General features: G+C 71.5%; 19 protein-coding genes and 1 pseudogene. 10 read left to right on the top strand and 10 right to left on the bottom strand.

The features are described from left to right. Positions 1–270: 270 nt before the first annotated feature. Positions 271–1,506 carry a tetratricopeptide repeat protein gene (locus AB0412_RS19655; RefSeq protein WP_366403840.1) on the top strand — a complete coding sequence of 412 codons (1,236 nt, stop codon included), beginning with the start codon at positions 271–273 and terminating at the stop codon, positions 1,504–1,506. Between the two features lie 66 nt (positions 1,507–1,572). Further along, the gene (locus AB0412_RS19660) at positions 1,573–2,691 is read left to right on the top strand and encodes an ADP-ribosylglycohydrolase family protein (protein ID WP_366403841.1); all 1,119 of its coding nucleotides are present in this window, start codon (positions 1,573–1,575) and stop codon (positions 2,689–2,691) included. 216 nt (positions 2,692–2,907) lie between these two features. On the opposite strand, the gene AB0412_RS19665 is transcribed toward AB0412_RS19660, so the two are convergent. The 4 genes from AB0412_RS19665 to AB0412_RS19680 all read right to left on the bottom strand — a co-directional run bounded on the left by AB0412_RS19665 (position 2,908) and on the right by AB0412_RS19680 (position 10,020). Continuing rightward, positions 2,908–3,117, bottom strand: coding sequence for a hypothetical protein (locus AB0412_RS19665; RefSeq protein ID WP_366403842.1), 210 nt, complete (start codon positions 3,115–3,117; stop codon positions 2,908–2,910). A gap of 195 nt (positions 3,118–3,312) precedes the next feature. Next, the gene (locus tag AB0412_RS19670; RefSeq protein ID WP_366403843.1) at positions 3,313–4,890 is read right to left on the bottom strand and encodes a sodium:solute symporter family protein; all 1,578 of its coding nucleotides are present in this window, start codon (positions 4,888–4,890) and stop codon (positions 3,313–3,315) included. Positions 4,891–5,044: 154 nt separating this feature from the next. Further along, the gene (locus tag AB0412_RS19675; RefSeq protein ID WP_366403844.1) at positions 5,045–7,063 is read right to left on the bottom strand and encodes an MFS transporter; all 2,019 of its coding nucleotides are present in this window, start codon (positions 7,061–7,063) and stop codon (positions 5,045–5,047) included. A gap of 176 nt (positions 7,064–7,239) precedes the next feature. After that, positions 7,240–10,020, bottom strand: a complete 2,781-nt coding sequence (locus AB0412_RS19680; RefSeq protein ID WP_366403845.1) for a D-alanyl-D-alanine carboxypeptidase — start codon at positions 10,018–10,020, stop codon at positions 7,240–7,242. 237 nt (positions 10,021–10,257) lie between these two features. On the opposite strand from AB0412_RS19680, the gene AB0412_RS19685 reads away from it, so the two are divergent. The 3 genes from AB0412_RS19685 (at position 10,258) to AB0412_RS19695 (ending at position 12,532) form a co-directional block, all read left to right on the top strand. Beyond that, complete coding sequence (locus AB0412_RS19685) at positions 10,258–11,013, top strand: GPP34 family phosphoprotein (protein ID WP_366403846.1); 756 nt, start codon at positions 10,258–10,260, stop codon at positions 11,011–11,013. Positions 11,014–11,257: 244 nt separating this feature from the next. Then, a complete protein-coding gene (locus tag AB0412_RS19690; RefSeq protein WP_366403847.1) occupies positions 11,258–12,115 on the top strand; it encodes a helix-turn-helix transcriptional regulator in 858 nt (285 codons plus the stop codon). Between the two features lie 225 nt (positions 12,116–12,340). Beyond that, on the top strand, positions 12,341–12,532 hold the full coding sequence (locus tag AB0412_RS19695; protein WP_366403848.1) for a DUF397 domain-containing protein: 192 nt from the start codon (positions 12,341–12,343) through the stop codon (positions 12,530–12,532). 80 nt (positions 12,533–12,612) lie between these two features. Here AB0412_RS19695 and AB0412_RS19700 read toward each other — a convergent pair whose 3' ends face one another. The 3 genes from AB0412_RS19700 to AB0412_RS19710 all read right to left on the bottom strand — a co-directional run bounded on the left by AB0412_RS19700 (position 12,613) and on the right by AB0412_RS19710 (position 14,753). After that, positions 12,613–13,476: a MerR family transcriptional regulator gene (locus AB0412_RS19700; RefSeq protein ID WP_366403849.1), complete on the bottom strand. Its 864-nt coding sequence runs from the start codon at positions 13,474–13,476 to the stop codon at positions 12,613–12,615. 91 nt (positions 13,477–13,567) lie between these two features. Continuing rightward, positions 13,568–14,077 (bottom strand): glutathione peroxidase, encoded by a 510-nt coding sequence (locus AB0412_RS19705; RefSeq protein ID WP_366403850.1) that lies wholly within the window; start codon positions 14,075–14,077, stop codon positions 13,568–13,570. Positions 14,078–14,222: 145 nt separating this feature from the next. Continuing rightward, positions 14,223–14,753 carry an SHOCT domain-containing protein gene (locus AB0412_RS19710; RefSeq protein WP_366403851.1) on the bottom strand — a complete coding sequence of 177 codons (531 nt, stop codon included), beginning with the start codon at positions 14,751–14,753 and terminating at the stop codon, positions 14,223–14,225. 601 nt (positions 14,754–15,354) lie between these two features. Here AB0412_RS19710 and AB0412_RS19715 point away from each other — a divergent pair. Beyond that, a complete protein-coding gene (locus AB0412_RS19715) occupies positions 15,355–15,924 on the top strand; it encodes a DinB family protein (RefSeq protein WP_366403937.1) in 570 nt (189 codons plus the stop codon). A 7-nt stretch (positions 15,925–15,931) separates the two neighbouring features. Here the strand turns inward: AB0412_RS19715 and AB0412_RS19720 are convergent, their stop codons facing one another. Then, positions 15,932–16,489, bottom strand: a complete 558-nt coding sequence (locus tag AB0412_RS19720; protein ID WP_366403852.1) for a TlpA disulfide reductase family protein — start codon at positions 16,487–16,489, stop codon at positions 15,932–15,934. A 101-nt stretch (positions 16,490–16,590) separates the two neighbouring features. Here AB0412_RS19720 and AB0412_RS19725 point away from each other — a divergent pair, with 101 nt between their 5' ends. The 4 genes from AB0412_RS19725 (at position 16,591) to AB0412_RS19740 (ending at position 19,109) form a co-directional block, all read left to right on the top strand. Further along, complete coding sequence (locus AB0412_RS19725; RefSeq protein WP_366403853.1) at positions 16,591–16,803, top strand: hypothetical protein; 213 nt, start codon at positions 16,591–16,593, stop codon at positions 16,801–16,803. An 89-nt stretch (positions 16,804–16,892) separates the two neighbouring features. Next, complete coding sequence (locus AB0412_RS19730; RefSeq protein WP_366403854.1) at positions 16,893–17,711, top strand: SAM-dependent methyltransferase; 819 nt, start codon at positions 16,893–16,895, stop codon at positions 17,709–17,711. 100 nt (positions 17,712–17,811) lie between these two features. After that, positions 17,812–18,504, top strand: coding sequence for a nucleotidyl transferase AbiEii/AbiGii toxin family protein (locus AB0412_RS19735; RefSeq protein WP_366403855.1), 693 nt, complete (start codon positions 17,812–17,814; stop codon positions 18,502–18,504). A 140-nt stretch (positions 18,505–18,644) separates the two neighbouring features. Beyond that, complete coding sequence (locus tag AB0412_RS19740) at positions 18,645–19,109, top strand: hypothetical protein (RefSeq protein ID WP_366403856.1); 465 nt, start codon at positions 18,645–18,647, stop codon at positions 19,107–19,109. Here AB0412_RS19740 and AB0412_RS19745 read toward each other — a convergent pair. After that, on the bottom strand, positions 19,094–19,252 hold the full coding sequence (locus tag AB0412_RS19745) for a hypothetical protein (protein WP_366403857.1): 159 nt from the start codon (positions 19,250–19,252) through the stop codon (positions 19,094–19,096). The two genes, AB0412_RS19740 and AB0412_RS19745, sit on opposite strands and share 16 nt — an antisense overlap. A gap of 101 nt (positions 19,253–19,353) precedes the next feature. Next, positions 19,354–20,573: pseudogene (locus tag AB0412_RS19750) on the bottom strand (MFS transporter). Positions 20,574–20,587 lie beyond the last annotated feature (14 nt).

The following is a 20,587-nucleotide window of genomic DNA, read 5'->3' on the forward strand; positions in this document are numbered from 1 at the left end:
GGCACGCGTGTGCCGTGGGGGCCGTCTGCGGCGGATGCCACGGGTCCGGTTCCTGCGGGTCCGCCTGCGGCGGGCGAGGAGGCGGACGAGGAGGGGACCGGGGACGCGCAGGTGCCGTGGGGCCCGTCCGCGGCGGATGCCACCGGGCCGGTTCCTGCGGGTCCGGCCGAGGCGGACGCGGACGCGTCGCCGGGGGCTCCGGCGGATGCCGTCGGCCGCCCGGTCCCTGCCGGACCGGGCGATGCGGCGGACGCAGAGGAGCGCCCGGGCGTGCAGGTGACCTGGTGGCCGCCCGGGGCGGATGCCACCGGCACGGTTCCGGCCGGGGTGGCAGTGGACGATGTGGCGGACGCGGACGAGGACGAGGGCGAGCGTCCGGGGGTCGCCGTGGCCTGGTGGCTGGACTCGGCGGATGCCGCCGGGCCGGTCTTCGCCGGCGGGTCCGAGCCGGGCGGTGCGGCGGACGTGGAGGAGGACCGGGACGCGGACGAGCCATCGGGAGCGGACGGGCGGCGCGACACCGGAGTGCCCCGGTGGCCGTCCCCGACCGCGTCGATGTCCCCGGTGAACCCCGGCTTCCCTGCCGGTCCGCCGACCCCCGGCACGGACGCCGCACGATGGGCACCCCAGGCGTACCCGCCGAACACCACCGGCCCCGTCACCGGCGTCCCCGCAGGCACGGCAGCCCCGGGCACGGGCGGCGCCCCCTGGTCGTACCCGCCCGAGCCGTCCTACCCGGCGTATCCGCCGCACCCGGTGACCCCGCCGTATCCGGGCGCCGGCGGCGCGGATCCCGCCGGGGACCTCGCGCCCGACGTCGCCGCCCGCGCGCACCGCAGTCGGGCCGTGGCCCGGGCTGTCCGCGGGGAGTACACCGCCGCCGTCGCCGACCTCACCCGCGCGCTTGCCCTCACCCCCGACGACCCCCGCTGCCTCGCCCTGCGCGGCGAGTATCTCCGCACGCTGGGCACCCACGGCGACGCGCTGCGGGACCTGGAGCGGGCGGTGAGGCTCGACCCCGGGCACGACTACGCGTGGGCGTCCCTCGGCGCCGCCCGTCTCGCCCTCGGCGACCCGACCACCGCGCTCGCCGCCCTCGACCGCGCACTCGACCTCAACCCCGACTACCCGTGGGCGCTCATCCGCCGAGCCCGTGCCTGGCGTGCCCTCGGCGCCCCGGACCGCCAGCTGGCCGACCTCGACCGCGCCGTCAGCCTGCAGCCCGACTCCCCGTGGGCCCACTGCGAACGCGGCGACGCGCTCCGCGCCGCCGGCCGCGACGAAGAGGCCCTGGCCGCCTACGACCGGGCCCTCGCCCTCGACCCCGAGTACGCCTCGGCCTACGCGAGCAGAGGAGTGTCCCGTCACAACCTCGGCCGCCACACCGACGCCCTGGCCGACCTGGACCACGCCCTGCGACTGAACCCGCACTACGGGTGGGCGCGGATCCAGCGGGAGGCGATCCGCCGTCACGTCGAGGGCCCGCCCGCCGAACCGCCCGCCTGAACCACCCGTCCCCGTTCGATTACAGTGCTGGGCGTCGTACGTATGGACGGTGCCTGGGAGGTCTGGGTGGGTGCGACTGCCGGGCCCGTGTGGGGGCGCCGTGAGCAGCAGGACTTCCGCAGCCGGGTGCGCGGGACGCTCCTCGGCGTGGCCGTGGGCGACGCGCTGGGCGCACCCGTGGACGGCATGGGCATCGCGGCGATCCGGGAGGCGCACGGCGCGGAGGGCATCGTCGACCTGGCCCCCGCCTACGGCCGCCGAGGCGCCGTCACCCACCACACCCAGCTGACCCTGTTCTCCGTGGACGGCCTGATCCGCGCCCAGGTGCGCCGGGACACCGGCGCCTGGCATCCGCCGACCGATCTGCACCGGGCGTATCTGCGCTGGGCCACCACCCAGCGTGACTGGGGCCCCGACGAGCGCCGCAAGGAGGACGGCTGGCTGGCCCGCGAGGAGTGGCTGTACGCCCGCCGGTCCCCGGCCCGCGCGCTGCTGCTGGGCCTCGGCGACGAGACGATGGGCACGCCGGAGGCACCCAAGAACCCCGGCGAGGCCGGTCCGGAGGCGGCGGCACGTTCCGCGCCGTTCGGTCTGCTCGTCGGCTGGGAGCCCCAGCTGGTGGCCCAGCTCGCCGTGGAGTGCGCGGCCCAGACCCACGGCCACCCGACCGCCTGCCTCGCGGCGGGCGCGTACGCGGTGATCGTGCACGCGCTGGCGCGGGGCGAGAGCGTGGACGCGGCGGTGCAGCAGACCCTCGCGCTGCTGGCGGCGCGCCCCGGCCACCAGCCGGTCTCCGACGCCCTGCAGCACGCGCTCGGCGCGGTACGGCAGGGCATGCCCACGCCGGAGCGGGTGACGCAGCTCATCGGCACCGGCAGCGCGGAGGGCCCCGTGGCCGCCGCCGTCTACTGCACCCTCGTCGGCGAGGACGTCCGGCGTGCCCTGTGCCTGTCCGTCAACCACGACGGTCCCTCCGCCGCGACCGGTGCCCTGACCGGCGGTCTCCTCGGCGCCCTGCACGGCGAGACGGCCCTGCCCCCGGCCTGGCTGGCCGAACTGGAGGGCCGGCCGACCGTCCTGGAACTCGCCGACGACTTCGCGATGGAGATGACCCAGGGCCCCGCCCTGCACGGCCCCGCCGGCTCCTCCCCGGCGTGGCTGGCCCGCTATCCGCGGGGAGCCTGAGCCCACCGCGGGCGGCGTGGAGCCCTCAGCCGGCCGGTGACGGCGTCACGTCGTCCGTGCCGGGAGTGGCCGAGAAGCTGCCGGAAGGACGAGGCGGGGGCGGCCGTCTGCACAGCGGAAGTGTCCTTGTCGTCTGGGAGAGGGAGTCGCGGTCGTCCGGGGAGGGGGAGTCGCGGTCGTCCGGGGAGGGGGAGCCGCGCGGCGGCTGTCACCACGTCAGCCGAGCCGCAGCGCGCTGAGCACGTCCGGGTAGGTGCGGAACAGCCGCGCGCCGGTGCGCCGCAGGACGACGACGGTGATCAGCAGGCCGTAGCCGAGACCCGCCGGCAGTACCAACCAGGCCGAGTCCGTCCCGTGCAGCGCGACGGCGGCGACCACGACCGGGGTGGTCATCAGCGGCCCGGCGAGGGACGCGGCGAAGTTCATCAGGTGGTACGTGCTGCCCTGCCCGGGCGAGCGGCGTGCCGACGAGGTCCATGAAGGCGTCGCCCAGGCCGCGCCCGCCGCGGACCTCGTATCGGTGCCGGAATACGGCGTGCACGGTCGGCCGGAAAAGAAGTGCGGCCCGTCCCCGCGCGCCCTGGGACGCGGGGAACGGGCCGCCTTTTCGGCCGGGTTCCGCTACTGGTCCTTGACCGGTGCCGTGCCCACGACGTCTTCCGCGCCCGGCTGCGCGGGGATCGCCGCCGCGGCCGAGCCGCTGTCGCCGTCCGTGTTGACGGTCTCGATGATCGCCAGGCGTTCCGGGGTGTCCTCCGGCTTGGCGTAGCCGATGAGGACGTAGAGGAGCAGTGAGACGGCGAGCGGGATGGAGACCTGGTACTCCAGGGGGACGCCGCCGTCGACGGCCCAGTGGATGGGGTAGTTGACCAGCCAGAAGGCGAGCAGGCCCGCCGCCCAGCTGGTCAGCGCCGCCGTGGGCCCGGAGCGGCGGAAGGGGCGGAGCAGGCCCAGCATCATCGGAATGGCGATCGGGCCCATCAGCCCGGCCACCCACTTGATGACGACCGTGATGATGTCCTTGAAGGTGGGGGAGTTGACCTGCGTCGCCACCGCCATGGACAGGCCGAGGAAGACCACCGTCGTCACCCGGGCCGCGATCAGCCCCGAACGCTCGCCCCACATGCGTGCCTTCGCCGACAGCACCGGCGCCACGTCCCGGGTGAACACCGCCGCGATGGCGTTGGCGTCCGAGGAGCACATGGCCATCGTGTGGGAGAAGAAGCCGACGATGACCAGGCCCAGCAGACCGTGCGGCAGCAGCTGCTCGGTCATCAGCGCGTACGAGTCGGACCCGTCGCCCTTCTGCGACTCCACCAGCAGCGGCGACATCCACATCGGGTAGAACAGCACCAGCGGCCAGACCAGCCACAGCACCGCCGACAGCCGCGCCGAGCGCTCCGCCTCCTTGGGCGTCGGGGTGGCCATGTAGCGCTGGGCCTGGTTGAGCATGCCGCCGTTGTACTCGAACAGCTTGATGAACAGGAACGCCAGCAGGAACACCGTGCCGTACGGCCCGACCAGCGGTTCCCCGTGCCCCTGGAGCTCGGGCTCGTCCCAGGCGCCGAGGAAGCCGCCGTGGTCGCCGAGTTCCACCACCACCGCGATGAACATCGCGATTCCGGCGAGCAGTTGGATGACGAACTGGCCCAGTTCCGTCAGCGCGTCCGCCCACAGCCCGCCGATCGTGCAGTAGATCCCGGTGACCACGCCGGTGATCAGGATGCCCTGGTTGAGGGAGACACCGGTGAACACCGACAGCAGCGTGGCGATCGCCGCCCACTTGGCGCCCACGTCGACGATCTTCAGCAGCATGCCGGACCAGGCGAGCGCCTGCTGGGTCTTCAGGTCGTAGCGGTTCTTCAGGTACTCGAGCGGTGAGGCCACATGCAGCCGGGAGCGCAGCCGGTTGATGCGCGGCGCGAACAGCTTCGAGCCGATGGCGATGCCGAGGGCGATGGGGAAGGACCAGGTGACGAAGGACGTCACGCCGTAGGTGTAGGCGATGCCCGCGTACCCGGTGAACATCACCGCGCTGTAGCCCGACATGTGGTGGGAGATGCCGGAGAGCCACCACGGCATCCTGCCGCCGGCCGTGAAGAAGTCGCTGACGTTGTCCACCCGCTTGTGCGACCAGACGCCGATGATGACCATCACGGCGAAGTAGCCGATGAGCACCGCCCAGTCGAGACTGTTCATGTCACCCCTTCCAGGCTTCCGAGTTCCGTATGGTGAACGGCTCGCTCATCCTGGGTAGGGGAAAGTGGGCGCGACAAGCGCCTGTCTGGTCAAGAGGAGGTAAAGAAGTTCCGGCAGCTGATCGTCGTTCATGGACGTGAACGACCCGGGAGGTTCAGCGAAGCTCGTCCGGGCAGGGCGTACCGCGCGGCAGCGTGTACGGCGCGGCCAGCCGGTACGTGCCCGGCTCCGGCGCAAGCAGCACCGTCCAGCGGTCGCCGTTCGCGTCCTCCTCCGTCTCCATCAGACAGCCGTTGACGTTCTCGTACGTCCTCGGCTCGCCCTCCGGGCGGTTCTCGGACGCCTCCGTCTCCTGCGGCGGCTTCAGCTTGTTGCCCTCGGCGTCCACGATGCTCAGCCACGGCGAGTACGGGATGCGCACCAGGATCCGCCCGGCCTTCTCCACCCGCATCGTCATCTCGCCCTGCGCGGCCCGCTCCACGACCGCGTTCGGCTCCGCCAGCGGCGTCGGCTCGGTCACCTGGAACAGCTGCCAGTTGGCGTCCCCCCAGATCTGCTTCAGATACGGCAGACCCCGCTGCACCAGCTGCCGCTCCCGCTGGCCGCCGTCACCGTCCGGCTCGTCCTTCGGCAGCACGACGAAGTGCACGGCCCAGCGCTTGAGCCACTCGTGGTAGTTCGCCGAGTTGAGCGTGTCGTCGTAGAAGAGGGGGTTGCGCTCCATGTCGGCCTGGCGGTTCCAGCCGCGGGCCAGATTGACGTACGGCGCGAGCGCGGACGCCTCGCGGTGCGAGCGGGCCGGGACGACCTCCACCCGGCCGCGCTCGGCGCCCACTTCCTGCAACTCGTTCACCAGCGGCGCCAGCTCACGCGCCCAGGACGCGGCCGGCGTGGTGTGCACGATGTCGTCGACCGACTTGAAGCCGATCCACGCGGTGAAGCCCACGAAGGCGATCACGATGGCGTACCACTTGCGGGACTTCGGCACCGCGAACGGCAGCGCGGCCACCAGCACCACCCCCGCGAACAGCATCGCGAGGCGGGTGATGTTGGACCCGATCTGCGAGCTGATGAGCCACACCAGCACGACCCCGAGCCCGTACACCCCGGCCGTGAGCCGCACGGTCCTCCACTCCCGCGGCACGAGGACGACCACCAGGACCGAGTACACCAGCGGCAGGATCACCGAGCCGATGCCCATCGGCTGGGTTCCCGAGAACGGGAACAGCCACGCCGACACGGCCACCACCGCGCTCGGCGCGAGCCCCAGCGCCCATGCCCCCGGCCGCCGCTTCTGCAGGAACAGCGCCACCGCCACGAGCCCCACGAACAGCCCCGCCACCGGCGAGGCCATCGTCGCGAGCGCCGCCAGCGGGGCCGCGCACAGCGCCTTCGCCCAGCGCTTGTACCGCCACCGGTACGGCCAGCAGAAGACCACGGCGACCGCGCCGAGCGCGAACATCGTGCCCAGCCCGAAGGTCACCCGCCCCGAGGCGGCGTTGCACAGCAGCGCGAACACCCCGGCCAGCGCGGCCCACAGGGGATTGCGCACCGCCCGGCTGCGCATCAGCACCAGGGTCAGCAGCCCCGCCGAGACCGTCCCCGCGATCATCATCGTGGTCCGCACACCGAGCAGCGACATCAGATACGGCGACACCACGCTGTACGACACCGGGTGCATCCCGCCGTACCAGGCCAGGTTGTACGCCGAGTCCGGATGCCGGCCGACGAACTCCGCCCAGGCGTCCTGCGCCGCGAGGTCCCCGCCGCTGTTGGCGAACGTGAAGAACCAGACGATGTGCAGCACCCCCGCGAGCCCGGTGACGGACAGCACGGGGTGCCGCAGCATCCGGGCCCGCACGGCGAGCAGGAGGGCTCGGGGGCGCGAGGTGCGGGGTGGGCGGGGGCCGCTGCCGGGCGCGGGCTCCTCAGGGACGGGCTGCCCCGGCGCGGCCCGCTCCGGCCCGGTCTGCCCCGGCGCGGCCCGCTCCGGCCCGGTCTGCCCCGGCGCGGCCCGCTCCGGCCCGGCCTGTTCGGGCGTCGTCTCTCCCGGTGTGCTCTCTCGCCGCGCGGAGTGATGCCGGGCGTCGTCCAGGCCTATTCGCGGGCCGCTCGAACCCGATCCCGGTCCCGGATCGGCGTCGTCGGCGCGTGTCGGCTCCGCTGTGGCCACCTGAAGGCACTCCCCGTGTCCCGTCTTCCGTTCGCTGCCGTGTCCCGTCCGCATCCGTTCCCCACTGCGTCCGGTGACCGGCGACCTGCCCGTTTCGTGACGCTAGCAGACACCCCGCCGGCCGTCGCCCGGGGCGGGCGACGGCCGGCGGGGCGCGTGTCCGCTCCCGCCGTGGGTCAGGCGATGCGCGTCAGCTTGTCCGTGAAGCCGGGCTCCACCATGTCCTCGTGAAGGGCCACCGGCACCTTCACCGCACTGCTCGTGCCGTCCCCCACGGTGAGGGTGCCGACCTTGGTGCCGGCCTTCGCCTGATGCGGCACCTCGTCCGCGGCGAACGTCAGCTTCACCGACAACCCCGCCCAGCCCACGGCCTTCACGTCCTCGGTCACGACGACGGGCGTACGCCCGCCGAGCCCGTCGTCCGCGTACCCGACGACGGTGCCCTTCTTGAGGATCGTCGCCGACTCCAGCGTGTCCTGCGCGGCCCGGATCAGCTGGTCGCCCGCCGCGAGGGCACCGGACAGGATGGTGTTGTCCACGCCGCCCTCGGGCTGGCGCAGCACCGCGCCGACGATCCGCTGGGTCTCGCCGTCGACGTCCTTCTTCGCCGCGAAGACCAGGTTGCCGAGCGCGGAGGTGGTCGTGCCCGTCTTGATGCCGACGACGTCGTTGTGGCCGACCAGCCGGTTCCAGTTGCCGTGCTTGACGCCCTTGTAGTCGATGTACTCCATCATCGCGGCGACCTCGCGGAACGCGGGCTGCTTCATCGCCGCCTTGGCGAGCTTCACCTGGTCCACGGCCGTGCTCACGGTCGTGTTGTTCAGGCCCGACGGGTCCGTGTACGTCGTGTTGGTCATCCCGAGGTCCTTCGCGGCGTCGTTCATCTTCTCGACGAACGCCTTCTCGGAACCGGCGTCCCAGCGTGCGAGCAGCCGGGCGACATTGTTCGCGGACGCGATGAGGATGCTCTCGATCGCCTCCCGCTGGGAGATCTTGTCCCCCGCGGTGACCTTGACGGTGGACTCCTGCCCGGCGTCGGACTGCTCCTCCGCGGTCTTGTCGATGCCGATCATCGGACCCTCGGCGCCGCTCTTGAGCGGGTGGTCGCGCAGGATCAGATACGCCGTCATGACCTTGGCGACACTGGCGATCGGCACGGGCTTCTGCTCGCCGGACGAGCCGAACGTGCCGATGCCCTGGACGTCGAGCGCGGCCTGCCCGTCCGCGGGCCACGGGATGTTCGGCTTGCCGCCCTCGAAGGTGTAGCTGTCCTCGGCGGTGAGGTCGAGCGTGGGCTCCGGGAGCGGGCGCATGTTCTGCACGACCGCGAAGACGATCGCCAGCAGCAGCACCAGGGGCGTCCAGATCTTCACCCGCCGTACGGCCGTCCGCAGCGGGGTCTCCGGCGGCGGCGGGGTGTTGGTCAGCTCGGCCAGCAGGTCCAGCGGCGGCTTCGGCGGCAACGGCTGCTGCGCGGTCCGCTCCGGACCGATCTGCGGCAGCGCGGTGGTCGCATCGGCGGCGGGCTCCCGCGTCTCCTCGCGGACCGGCTTACGGATCCCGGGATCATCCAGCGCCTTGAGCGCGACGAACTTGCTGGTCCGCTCGGACTCGGACTCGCCCTTGTCCCGCTCACCCGTGTCGCCGACCCTGAGCATGGTCGTCGGCTGATCCAGCGCCGGACCGGACCGCACGGTCTTGAACACCGCGGTGGGCTGATCGACCTGCTGCTTACGCTCCCCACCCGCGCCCTTGCCCCCGGCGGCCTCCCGGACGGGACCCTCGCCCTCGCCTCCGGCGCCGGGGCCCTCCTGGGGCGCGCCGTCACCGCCTTGCGGCGCGTCATCGTGGTCGCCGCCACCGGGGGTGTGTGATGCGGCGGCGCGGTCCTCGCCCTTGTCGTCGGCGGCGGGGCCCGCCTGGGGCGCGTCATCGCCGTCGGCGCCACCGCCCTTTGGCGCGTCGGACGCGCCGTCACCGGTGTCGGGTTCGCCGGCGTCCTCGGAGCCGCTGGAGTCGTCGGCGACCTCGGGGGCCTCGGAGGCCTCGGCGTCGTCCCCGGTGTCGGAGTCGTCGGATGCCGTTCCCGAGCGGGCCCCCTGCCCACCGTCCGTCGCCGGCTCGCGGTCGCCCGCCTTCACGCCACCCGCACCGGTCGAAGCGTCCGCGTGACCGCCGGGCCGCTCGTCCCCGCCCTCGCCGGTGGCGTCCGGCCCGGATGGGTTCTCGGCGTCCGCAAGCCCGTCGGTGGCGTCCGTCTCGGGAGCGTTCTCGGCGTCGGTGCCGTCCGCCCCGGCGGCGTCCGGCTCCGCGTCACCTGCCCGCCCGCGGCGCTCGTCCGCGTCGGTGTCGCTGTCGGTGCCCGCCTCGGGTGCGTCGTCCGTGTCGGTGTCGCTGTCGGTGCCCGCGTTGGGTGCGTCGTCCGCGTCGGTGTCGGTGGACTCGGGCGCGTCACTGTCGGCGTTCACGTCGGCATCGGCGGAGTCCGCCTCGGTGGCGGCCGGGGACGTCTCGGGCTCCTCGGTGCCGGCGGCAGCCGTACCGTCGGCCTCCGCGTCCGCCTCCGTCGTCGTGGCGTCCCTGGATGCCTCGGACGCCTCCTCCGTGGGGTCCGCCGACCTGACCCACGCCGCGACCGCGTCCCGCAGACGGCCGTCGCTCTCCGCTGCGGCCTCGTCCTGCCCGGCGGGCGGCGGTGTGTCCCCGGGCTGCTCGGGCTCCTCGGGCGCGTCCCCGGCGTTCTTCGCCTCCGCGTCCGCCGCCCCCCGGACCGACAGCACCTGTGTGGCCGTATCGGCCTTCCCGCGTGAGGAGGGCGACGCGTCACGGGCGACCGCCAATCGGGGGTCGCGCGGCTCCGCGGAACTCCGCGCCTCGGGAACCGGGCCCGCGCTCCCCGACGTCGTTCCTGCCGACGACTCGCGCTGCTTCGACCTGTCGGGGGACTCGCCCGCCACCGATGCCTCCTCCATGCGCCGCACGCCCCGCGTGCGCCAATCGAACCGTGAACCGCCGCCCGCGACACCGCCTCGCAGCGCTGTCCGAACCATGTACCAGTGTCCTGTGTGCGGGCTTACCCCACGCGGTAGACGAGAACGACATACCTACCGGTTCCCTCACGAACCGGTCACGCACCCTCGACAGACCAATGTGAGAGGGGTCACCCTGTCATTCATCCACGCGGGGAGGCATGGATGGGCAGGAGCCGCAGAACACTTCCGGAGGAGCTTCTGCTGCTGGCACTGGACCCGGCCACGGGTACCACTGCACAGCCGCAGTCGCTCGACCTCGGTCTGGCCGGAGCGCAGCTAGTGGAGCTGGCGCTGGCCGGACGGATAGCCCCAGACGGGGATCGTATCGCCGTGGTGGTACCACGGCCGACTGGAGATCCGACACTGGACTGCGCACTGGAGTTGCTGCGAAGGCGCGGCGCCCCTGTGCGTGCCGTCCACTGGATCGGCGGGCCGCGTCTCGGGCTCCGCCAGACCTATCTCTCGCATCTGGAGCGGTGCGGCATGGTGCACGCCGTGGCCGGACAGATGTGCGGGGTGCTGCCGACGACTCGCTACCAGGCGACGGACACCGAGATCAGCCGGGAGATCAGGGCCCGGCTGGACTCCGCGATCCGCACCGGCGTACCGCCGGACCCGCGGACCGCGGCGCTCGCCGCACTGGCGCACGCGGTCGGCCTCGGCAAACACCTGTACCCGGGGAACGAGGGACGCTCGTCCCGCTCCCGGCTGCGGGACCTGATCCGGCACGACCCGATGGGCGGCCTCGTGGCGCACGCCGTGATGGACGTCCAGAACGGCGTGGCGGCACAGCCGCGCCGCAGCCCCGCCTCGGCGGGCCGTCAGGGCGGCCCGGGCGGCAGGGGTGCGGCCGAACCCGCCCGAGGCGTTCCGGCACAACCGCGCCGCGGATCCATGGCGCGCGCCGTGGCTCACTGAGCCCCGGCACCCAAGACCCGGTCACGGGAGCCGCTGTCCGAGCGGGGCGAAGAGAATGCACGCGTTCTCTTCGCCCCGCTCGGCGTGCCCAGAGGCCACTTTCGTTCGCACCCGTCCCGTGAACTGGCGTGTACCCGTCGGATATCGACCGTTTCCCAGCGGCGGCGAGCCCCTTGGTGGCAATCTGCTCAACAGCAGATACGCAAAGTCAGGAAGCAGGCACGCAGCCGGAGGTGCACGTCCCGTGGCGTCCAATGTCAATCCCACCGTCAGGCGGCGCCGGCTGGGCCAGGAGCTGCGCAGGCTCCGCGAGCTCAAGGGCATGACGGCCGAAGAGGTGGCGGAACGGCTGCTGGTGTCGCAGTCGAAGATCAGCCGCCTGGAGAACGGCCGGCGCAGCATCAGCCAGCGCGACGTCCGTGACCTGTGCGGTGTCTACGAGGTGGAAGACCAGCGGATCGTCGAGTCGCTGATGCAGATGGCCAAGGACTCGCGCCAGCAGGGCTGGTGGCACGCCTTCGGCGACATCCCGTACAGCGTCTACATCGGCCTGGAGACGGACGCGGAGTCCCTGAGGGTCTACGAACCGCAGATCATCACCGGCCTGTTGCAGACCCGCGCGTACGCGGAGGCCATCATCCAGGGCGGTTCGCCGGAGGCGTCGGACCAGGAGAACGACAAGCGGGTCGAGGTCCGGCTGCGCCGGCAGAGCCGTATCACCGCCGACAAGGATCCGCTGCGGCTGTGGGTGGTGCTGGACGAAGCGTCACTGCACCGCGTGGTCGGCAGCCGGCAGGTGATGCGGGAACAGCTGGAGCACGTCATGGAGATGAGCCGGCTGCCGCACATCACCGTGCAGGTGCTGCCGTTCGAGGTCGGCGCGCACGCCGGGATCAACGGCCAGTACTCGATCCTGGAGTTCGCCGACGCGGCCGACTCGAGCGTCGTGTACATCGAGGGCGTGACCAGCGACCTGTACCTGGAGAAGCCGCACGACGTGCAGAAGTACACCGTGATGTACGAGCACTTGAGGGCGCAGTCGCTGAACGTGGACGCCTCCCGCCAGCTCGTCGAGCGGATCGCGAAGGAGTACGCGCGCTGAGCTCCCGGCCGGAGTGGGGCGGCATATTACACGGCGGCCCCGTCTGACGGGAAGGCTCACCTGGAATATGCCTCCAGTCGAGTGAAGGACTGCTCCGTAAGAGGATGTTGGCGAGTAGCGTCGATCACGCCAACCACCAGTCGAGGTTGGCGCAATCCGTTCTGCGGGTCCATGCCGGAATGCGCAGCCCGGTGACGCAACTCAGCAACTGGCTACGGAGCGAACATGGCAATTCGTCTGGGCGCCACGGAAGCGTGGAAGACGTCCTCCTACACCAACAACAACGGCGCGTGCGTGATGGTCAGGTCGACCACCGAGGAAGCGCTGGAACTCGGCGACACCAAGGTGCCCGAGGGTCCGAAGCTGGCGTTCCCCGCGGACGCGTGGAGCGCTTTCGTGGCCTCGGTGAAGTCCTAGCAGCACCACCGAAAGAGCCCTCTCGACGAGTCCGCCGTCCTTGCCGAGAGGGCTCGGCGCGTGGCCCGTGCCCCGTCGGCTCAGCTCACGGGAAAGGCCACGTCACACACCGGATCCTCGGCCCCCGCGGCACCCCAGTCGGCGAAGTACACCTCCCGGCACGGCCCCGCCTGGCTCAGCCCCTCCGCGGCCATCCACTCCTCCACCGCCTCGAACGCCGCCAGGATCTGCGGATGCGCCACCTGCGCCTTCGTGATCCGGGTGCGGGCCAGCCGCCGGGCCGGCTCCACCCGTACCGTCGTCTCCCAGGCCCGCCCCCGCTGTTCGGCCCACGCCCGTGCCGCCGCCTCGTCGGCGACCGGCACACACGCCTCCGCAGGGCCGTCGCTCTCCATCGACACCTCGGCGTGATACGCCACGAACGGCGCCCCGGCCACGCCCCCGCACTCCCGGGCGGCCTCCTCCAGCCGCCCCAGCGAGGCCCCGATCCACGCCGGCAACTCGTCCGCCAGCGTGTGCCGCTTCTCGGTGATCAGCACCTGCTCCGGCACGTCCACCGTCTCGACCACGAACTTCCCGTACATCTCGGAGTTCCTCCCCGACAGTCGTCCACGGAGGTACTCGGCGAGCGTCCGCTGCCCGGCGACCCGCGCCTCGACGCCGGCCCAGTAGGCGGCGAGCCGGTCGGCGGCCATGCCGCCGTCGTCGGCGTCGACGACCTCGGCGATCCGGGCGAGCGGCATGTCCAGCTGCCGCAGCAGCGCCACCAGCCGGGCCCGTTCCACCTGCCCGGCCCGGTAGTACCGGTAGCCGGTGGCCGGGTCGACCTGCGCGGGCGCCAGCAGACCCAGCCGGTCGTACAGGCGCAGCGCCTTCGCCGACAGCCGCGCCCGCGCCGCGAACGCCCCGATGCTGAGCAGTTCCTCGTCCACGCCCTCGTCCACGCCGCCATCCTCCGTCGCCGGACGGCCCTCCCGCCCGGCGACACAGACGCTCGGCCCTGCCCCAAGGGCAAGGTCAAGTCGGGCGGGCCGTTCAGGCGAGGGCGCTCTCCACCGCCGCCACGACCTCGTCCGACTCCGGCTCGGTCTGCGGCGCGAACCGGGCGACGACCTTGCCGTCCCGCCCGATCAGGAACTTCTCGAAGTTCCAGCGGATGTCCCCGCTGTGCCCCTCACCGTCGGCGAACCCGACCAGCCGCTCGTACAGCTCATGCCGCCCGGCCCCGTTGACCTCGACCTTCTCGGTCATCGGGAATGTCACGCCGTACGTCGCCGAACAGAACTCGGCGATCTCCTCCGCGCTGCCCGGCTCCTGCCCGAGGAACTGGTTGCAGGGCACCCCGAGCACGGTGAACCCCCGCTCGGCATACCGCTCGTGCAGCCGCTCCAGCCCCGAGTACTGGGGCGTCAGCCCGCACTTGGAGGCCACGTTCACCACGAGCACGACCTGCCCGGCGTACTGCCCGAGCCGCGCGGAACCGCCGCCCAGGGCGTCGATCTCGACATCGAGGGGAGAGGTACCGCTGTTCTCTGCAATCGTCATGCGGGGGATGCTAGCCGTACGCGATGAACGACCCGCGCGCGTGCTGACATCGCCGGTCTCGCCTGCTCGGCCATGGGTACTCCACCGACCTGGAACCAACCGGCGACGCCGCCTGTCTGTTTCGCACTCACCGTCTTGGCGCGCATCACATACGGGCGAGGATCTCCGCCTTCTTGGCCGCGAACTCTTCCTCCGAGAGGATGCCCGCATCCCGCAGCTCCGCCAGCTGCCGCAACTGCTCAACAGGCGCACTCGCCTGCGGCGCGGGGGCCGCCTGAACAGGGGGAGCAGCAACAGGAGGCGCCTGGTCAGGGGAAGGGACCTTTCCCAGCACCAGGTCTGTAAGCAGCGCCTTGATGCCGGGAGCCGAGTCGTGCGGCACACGGAACTCGATCTTGTTACCCGAGGCCACGACCACGACCTTGGTGTACATCAGGCCGTCACGCTTGGTCACCACGCTGGAGATGCTCTTGACCGGGATCATCTCGGTCCCCGCGTCGGAGCTGCGGACCCCCGTGGCCAGGAGCGACGCGCCGCCGGTCAGGAGGCCGGCCGTGAGCTTCTTGGCGCTCATACCGCGGGCTCGGGCCCACTCGACCCGGTCGTGATAGATGGCCACGTCGGCGTTCCTGCCCTCGATGTGGCTCTTGAAGGTCATCAGCGCATTGCTGGACATGAGGTGCTCCTGACTTCGTTGCGGCGTGGTACGTGCCGCCTGCAACTAGACACACGCCGGGAGGGGAAGGTTGTGCGGACACCGGTGGCACGATCCACGGCCGCCCCGAAGCGGTCCTCCTCCACGACCGGATCGGCTCCGTCCCGGGCGGGCCGTCTCTGAGCCGTGCGAGAGTGTCGGATGCCGCAGCCGGCTCTCCTGCTCCTTGAGACGGCCACGGACCGATCTTGATCAGGGCGGCGTTTGCGCGTCATGCCTCTTCACACCGTCCGCACCGGCCCGGGAGGATGGATCTTCCATCTCGCCTGTGTTCCGGGGCCTTCCGGACGTCTCCAACGAAGGAGCCGGCATGAGTGACGTCTACGTGCCTGAGCGAGGAGACCGCTACCACCTCTACGAGGACTGCGCGGACTTGGGCTCCGGACAACTGGGGAACACCACTCAGGGAGTCGGGACGTACAGCGTCACGCCGATGCTTCTCGACCAGGCTGAGGCGCTGAGAAAGACCCTCTGCCGGACTTGCCGCAGGACCGCCGCACCACGCCCGTAGCTCCGTCGGCTCCGCAAACCCGGTGGCGGTCCCGGGGGCTTCCGGGTGAGCATGCAGGTCATGAGCGACCGACCCGTGCGCTGGAGCCAGGCGACCGTGTACCCCGACATGTGGGCCGACCCGGACGACGATCCCCGTAACAGCGATGGGGGCAGTCCGGACGGCGAACTCGCGACGCTTCAGGACTTCCTGACGAACTACCGCATCACGCTGCGCATGAAGTGCGAGGGGCTGGATGCCGGGCAGCTGGCCCGGCGCTCGGTTCCGCCGTCCACGATGTCGCTGCTCGGCCTGCTCCGGCACCTCGCCGAGGTGGAGCGGGACTGGCGCAACTGGATCACCGACGGTGACCCGCTGCCGAAGCTGTACGGCAGGCGTGACGCGGACTTCGACGGGGCCGTCGCCGATCCGGCCGTGGTGGACGCCGCGTACGAGGACCTGGAGCGTGAGCAGGCCGCGACCGACGCCGCCTTGGCCGGGTACGCGGACCTGGGCGAGCGGGTGGGGAAGGACGGCATCACGGTGCGGGAGCTGTTGGTGCACCGGGTCGAGGAGTACGCCCGCCACTGCGGCCACGCCGACCTGCTGCGTGAGTGCGTCGACGGACGGGTGGGCCAGTGACGAGGACCTAGGCGGGCAGCAGCGGCGTGATCGCTCGCTTCAGTTCCGTCTCGGTGATCGCCCCGATCCGTGTCGCCGCGACCCTGCCCTCCGGGTCCACGACGATGGTGAACGGGTACGCGGTGAGGTTGACCAGCCCCTTGGGCAGACGCAGGAGCTGGCGGCCCCGTGGGTCGTGCAGGCTCGGGTAGGCGAGACCCGCCTCCTTCTCGAAGGCGCCGGCTGCCGAGAGGGAGGTGTCCGCGTTCACGCCGACCACCCGCAGGCCCTTGTCGTACAGCTCCTTGTGCACGCGGGACAACCCCGGAGCCTCGGCCCGGCAGGGCGCACACCAGGACGCCCATGCGTTGACCACCACGACCTTCCCGCGCAGCGCCTTGAGGCTCACCCGGCCGCCGTCCACGCTCCTGCCCGAGAGCTCCGGCATCTCCACGCGGTCCGCCCGCGCGTATCTCTTCAAGGGGTCCGGCCCGGAGCTGCCCTCCGGCTGCGGGGGTGGCGAGCAGGCCGCCAGTGCGGCAAGAAGCAGAGCAGCAGCGGCAATGGGGACACGGATGGGCCTCATGAGCAGCGAGCATGTCATCGGCGTCCGGCACGTCACGCAGCCGGGGTGTGTGACGTGCGGGCGGGTCGGTGGCGTGCCGGGCCGCTTGCCATGATGGGGCGATGAACAGTGATCCGGGGGAACGTGACGGTGAGAACGCGCCGAGCAAGGCACTGAGCCTGGGCATCTCGATCGGGCTGTCGCTCGGCACCGCCGTGGGACTGATGCTCGGGCTGACCGCCTTCGACAACATCGGGCTGGGCCTGGCGCTCGGGATGCCGGTCGGCGTCGCGGTGGGGGTCGGTATCGGGAAGGCCAAGGAGAGGGCGGATTGACCCGTCTTCTCCCGCAACGGCAGTGCGACGGCGACGAGTTCACATAGGTTGGGTGCACTGGTCACCGCACACCCACAGGAGGCTCAGCCGTGTCGGAGGACATTTCTCAGGACAGTGCCGGTTTCGAGACACGTGCGCGGATCGATACGACGAGGCCGCACTCGGCGCGGTTCTGGAACTACTTCATCGGCGGCAAGGACAACTACAAGATCGACCGCGAGGTCGGGGACCAGATCAAGGAGATCTTCCCCGGGCTGGTGGACGTCGCCGTCACCAGCCGGCAGTTCCTCGGACGGGCCGTGCGGTATCTCGCCGGTGAGCAGGGAGTACGGCAGTTCCTGGACGTCGGGACGGGGCTGCCGACCGCCGACAACACGCACGAGGTCGCGCAGCGGGTCGCTCCGGACGCGCGGATCGTGTACGTCGACAACGACCCGATCGTGCTGACGCACGCCAACGCGCTGCTGACCAGTACGCCCGAGGGCAGGACCGCGTATCTCGACGCCGATCTCCATGACCCCGAGTCGGTGCTGCGGGCCGCCGCCGGGACGCTCGATTTCTCGCAGCCCGTCGCTCTCATGATCCTCAACACCCTCGGTCATGTCGCCGAGTACGAGGAGGCGCGTGCGCTGGTGCGCCGGCTCATGTCGGGTCTCGCGTCGGGAAGTTACCTGGTGATCTGCGACGGTACGGCCACCAGTGAGCCCATGATCGCGGCTGCGGCGGCGTACAAGGAGAGCGGGGCGGTGCCGTATCACGTGCGGAGTGTGGAGGAGATCGCCGGGCTCTTCGACGGGCTGACGCTGGTGGAGCCGGGTGTGGTGCGGGTGCCGCAGTGGCGTCCGGAGGGCGGGGACGGCGGGCCGTCCGACGTGGACGCGTACTGCGGGGTCGCGCGGAAGGATTAGCCCTCCCCGCTGCAAGGATCAGCCCTTCCCGCTGATGGTCCCCTCACTCGTCCGCCCCGTCGTCTCCGCAGGTCGGCGGGGCGCGGGCGATAATCGGAGCATGGCCTCACCGGTTGCCGGGACGAACGCAGTGCATGAGCGGCTGCGGGGGGATCTTCTTGCCGTCGGCGCGCCGTACGGCCTTGTGCTGGCCGGGGGTGACGCCGTGCGGGCGCATGGGCTGGTGGAGCGGTTCAGCCGGGGTGTGGACGTGGCCACCGAGGACGCCTCGGCGATGGGCGAGATCGTCGACGGGGTGCGGGCGGGGCTGGAGGCGCGCGGGTGGGTGGTGCGGGGTGCGGAGGTCGATCCGCTGGCGGCGCGGCTGGTCGTGCGGGACCCCGCGGGCGGTGAGGAGTGCTGCGTCGATCTTCGCAAGGAGGTGCTGTGGCGGCCGCCGGTGATGACGGAGGCCGGGCCGACGCTCTCCCTCGAGGATCTCGTCGGTACGAAGGTCAGGGCGCTGGCGGATCGGGGGCTGCCCCGTGACCTCGTCGACGTCCACGCCGCCGCGGACCGCTGGAGCCACCTGGAGCTGGAGGAACTCGGACGCCGCCACGCCCCCGAGACCTTCGACCTCACCGAGCTCCAGTTGCGCCTCACCGGCACGGACTGGCTGGACGACACGGAGTTCCGCACCCACGGTCTCGACTACACCGCCCTCGAGAACCTCCGCCGCTGGGCCCAGGAATGGGCCGACGACATCGCGGAACGCCTGCTGGAGGGCGAGATCCCGCAGGACGAGGAGGAGTGACCAGGTTAGGAACGTTTCTCCAGGTCAGCACATTGATCTCATGATCACCTGAGGTGGTGAACCGGCCGGGAATCCGGCAACCGACTGACGCCGATCATGGTTGTCCCGGTGTTCGCAGAAAACACCAGGAGGGGATCACCTTGATCTTGTCGTACGTAGCGCGCCTGACCACCGCACTGGCCGCCGCAGGCACACTCATCTCCACTGTCCCGTCGGCGGCACACGCCTCAGCGGTCGGCTCCGCACCGATCCGCACCTTCGAGTACAGCGTCGGCGGCGCGACGATGAAGGTGCCGACCGGATGCATGTTCACCCACATCATCCGCGGAAGCGGCAGGAAGATCAGCTATCAGAACGCCGGTGTCGACTGCGGGTTCGTGGGCGCTCTCAACAGCGGCTTCTGCAACTGGCGCATCGACTTCGCCTACGCCGACACGAACAACCGCAGTTATCGCATCTCCCGCGGCAAGACCCACCGCGAATGCAAGATCGACCCCATGCGCAGCAACTCTCCCCAGACCTTGCCTCGTTACGGCAAGGCGTGCGCGCATCTTCATGTCAACGGGGTGCGGCGCGTGACGCAGTGCCATCACATCACCAAGTGAGCGAGTCGATCATGACCGAGCAGCAAGGGCAGCGTGTGCAGGTGGCCGATGACGTGCGTCTGCGGCGGGCCGGGGTTGTGGCGTTCGTCGGCGGGCTTGGCGCGGGGCTTGCCTTCTTCGGGTTCTTTCCCGGGTTGCCGCATGTCATCGACTCGGGTGCTGTCCTCGTGTCGCTGGCGGTCGGAGCGCTTGCGCGGTGGGGCTGTCGGGGGTGGCTGGGGAGGAGGGGGGAACGGGGGAGACCTCACGCGTGATCGTGGTCGTGGAGTTGCTGCGGGTCCGCGGGAGTCTGTGGCTTCGCCGGTTTGCCGGCGCGGTGGTCTGCTCGCCACAAGGTTGTTGTGACCGTCAGGGATGTCAGGGCCAGGGTCGTCATCGCTGTTGCCGGGGACGTCAGTTGGGCCAGGGTGCCCGCCAGGGTTGCTGCGAGGGCCTGGAGGGTGAGCATGCCGGAGGAGTGCAGGCCCAGGGCGTGGCCGGTCAGGGTGGCGGGGGTGAGGCTGGTGAGGTGGTGCTGGTGGATCAGGCCGGCGCCGAACCCGATCGAGGCCAGGAGGGCCAGTGCTGCGGCCAGCGGGACGGGTGGCGTGAGGGCGAAGAGGAGGTACGGGGCGGCCAGGAGGACCAGCAGGGGGGTCGCCAGGAGGGCCATGCGGGCGGGCCGCAGGAGGCGGCCGACCGTCACGTCGCCGATCAGCATGCCCGCCGCCGCGCAGGCGAACAGCATGCCCGCTGATCCGGGGGCGTAGGAGACGTAGAGGGCCTCGCAGCCGACGATCAGGCCGTTGGGGATCCACAGGGCCAGATAGACGCGGCGACGGCGCGGGGAGGAGAAGAGGGTGCGGTTCGTCTGCCAGGTGGTACGGACGGTGGCGCGGCCGGTGGCGCGTGGCGGGCGGCGGTTCAGGCCAGCGGCCGACGTCACGGCCGCCGTGAGGTAGAGGGCGGCCGCGAGGAGCAGCGACAGACGCGGGGAGAGGGCCGTCAGCAGCAGCCCGCCGGCCGCGAAGCCGGTGATCTGCATCAGGCCGCTCATCATGTTGAAGAGGGAGCGGCCCAGCAGGTAGGCGTTCTTCGGGAGGATCTCGTTCAGCAGGCCCCAGCGGACTCCCCCGCCCACGGACGCCGTCAGGCCCATGAGCAGCAGCACGGCGAACGCCGCGGGCAGGGGCAGGACGGGGAGGGCCAGCAGGGCGGTGCCGGCCGCGTAGGTCAGGGAGACGACGGTGGTCGCCGCGCGGGGCGGCAGGCGGTCGGCGGCGGACATCAGGAGCGTCGCGCCCAGGACATGGGCGAGGGACGGTCCGAACATGCTCAGGGCGGACAGGAGGGGGAGCCGGTCCGGGCGTGGACCAGCGTGGCCAGGGCCAGGCCGCCCATCGTCTGGGCCACCGTCTGGGCCGACGCGGAGACGAAGAGCGGGGCGAACTCGGGGGTGCGGAAGAGGTCCCTGTAGCTGCGCATGCGGGGAGTCTGAG

The sequence above is a fragment of the Streptomyces sp. NPDC052012 genome (assembly GCF_040689265.1).
Lineage (GTDB): Bacteria > Actinomycetota > Actinomycetes > Streptomycetales > Streptomycetaceae > Streptomyces.

Bases quoted from the DNA above. Each gene is read 5' to 3' on its own strand.
- AB0412_RS19665 (WP_366403842.1), bottom strand. From the start codon at position 3,117: ATGAACTTCGCCGCGTCCCTCGCCGGGCCGCTGATGACCACCCCGGTC.
- AB0412_RS19670 (WP_366403843.1), bottom strand. From the start codon at position 4,890: ATGAACAGTCTCGACTGGGCGGTGCTCATCGGCTACTTCGCCGTGATG.
- AB0412_RS19685 (WP_366403846.1), top strand. From the start codon at position 10,258: ATGGGCAGGAGCCGCAGAACACTTCCGGAGGAGCTTCTGCTGCTGGCA.
- AB0412_RS19695 (WP_366403848.1), top strand. From the start codon at position 12,341: ATGGCAATTCGTCTGGGCGCCACGGAAGCGTGGAAGACGTCCTCCTAC.
- AB0412_RS19705 (WP_366403850.1), bottom strand. From the start codon at position 14,077: ATGACGATTGCAGAGAACAGCGGTACCTCTCCCCTCGATGTCGAGATC.
- AB0412_RS19710 (WP_366403851.1), bottom strand. From the start codon at position 14,753: ATGTCCAGCAATGCGCTGATGACCTTCAAGAGCCACATCGAGGGCAGG.
- AB0412_RS19715 (WP_366403937.1), top strand. From the start codon at position 15,355: ATGCAGGTCATGAGCGACCGACCCGTGCGCTGGAGCCAGGCGACCGTG.
- AB0412_RS19720 (WP_366403852.1), bottom strand. From the start codon at position 16,489: ATGAGGCCCATCCGTGTCCCCATTGCCGCTGCTGCTCTGCTTCTTGCC.
- AB0412_RS19725 (WP_366403853.1), top strand. From the start codon at position 16,591: ATGAACAGTGATCCGGGGGAACGTGACGGTGAGAACGCGCCGAGCAAG.
- AB0412_RS19735 (WP_366403855.1), top strand. From the start codon at position 17,812: ATGGCCTCACCGGTTGCCGGGACGAACGCAGTGCATGAGCGGCTGCGG.
- AB0412_RS19745 (WP_366403857.1), bottom strand. From the start codon at position 19,252: ATGCGGCAACCCGGGAAAGAACCCGAAGAAGGCAAGCCCCGCGCCAAG.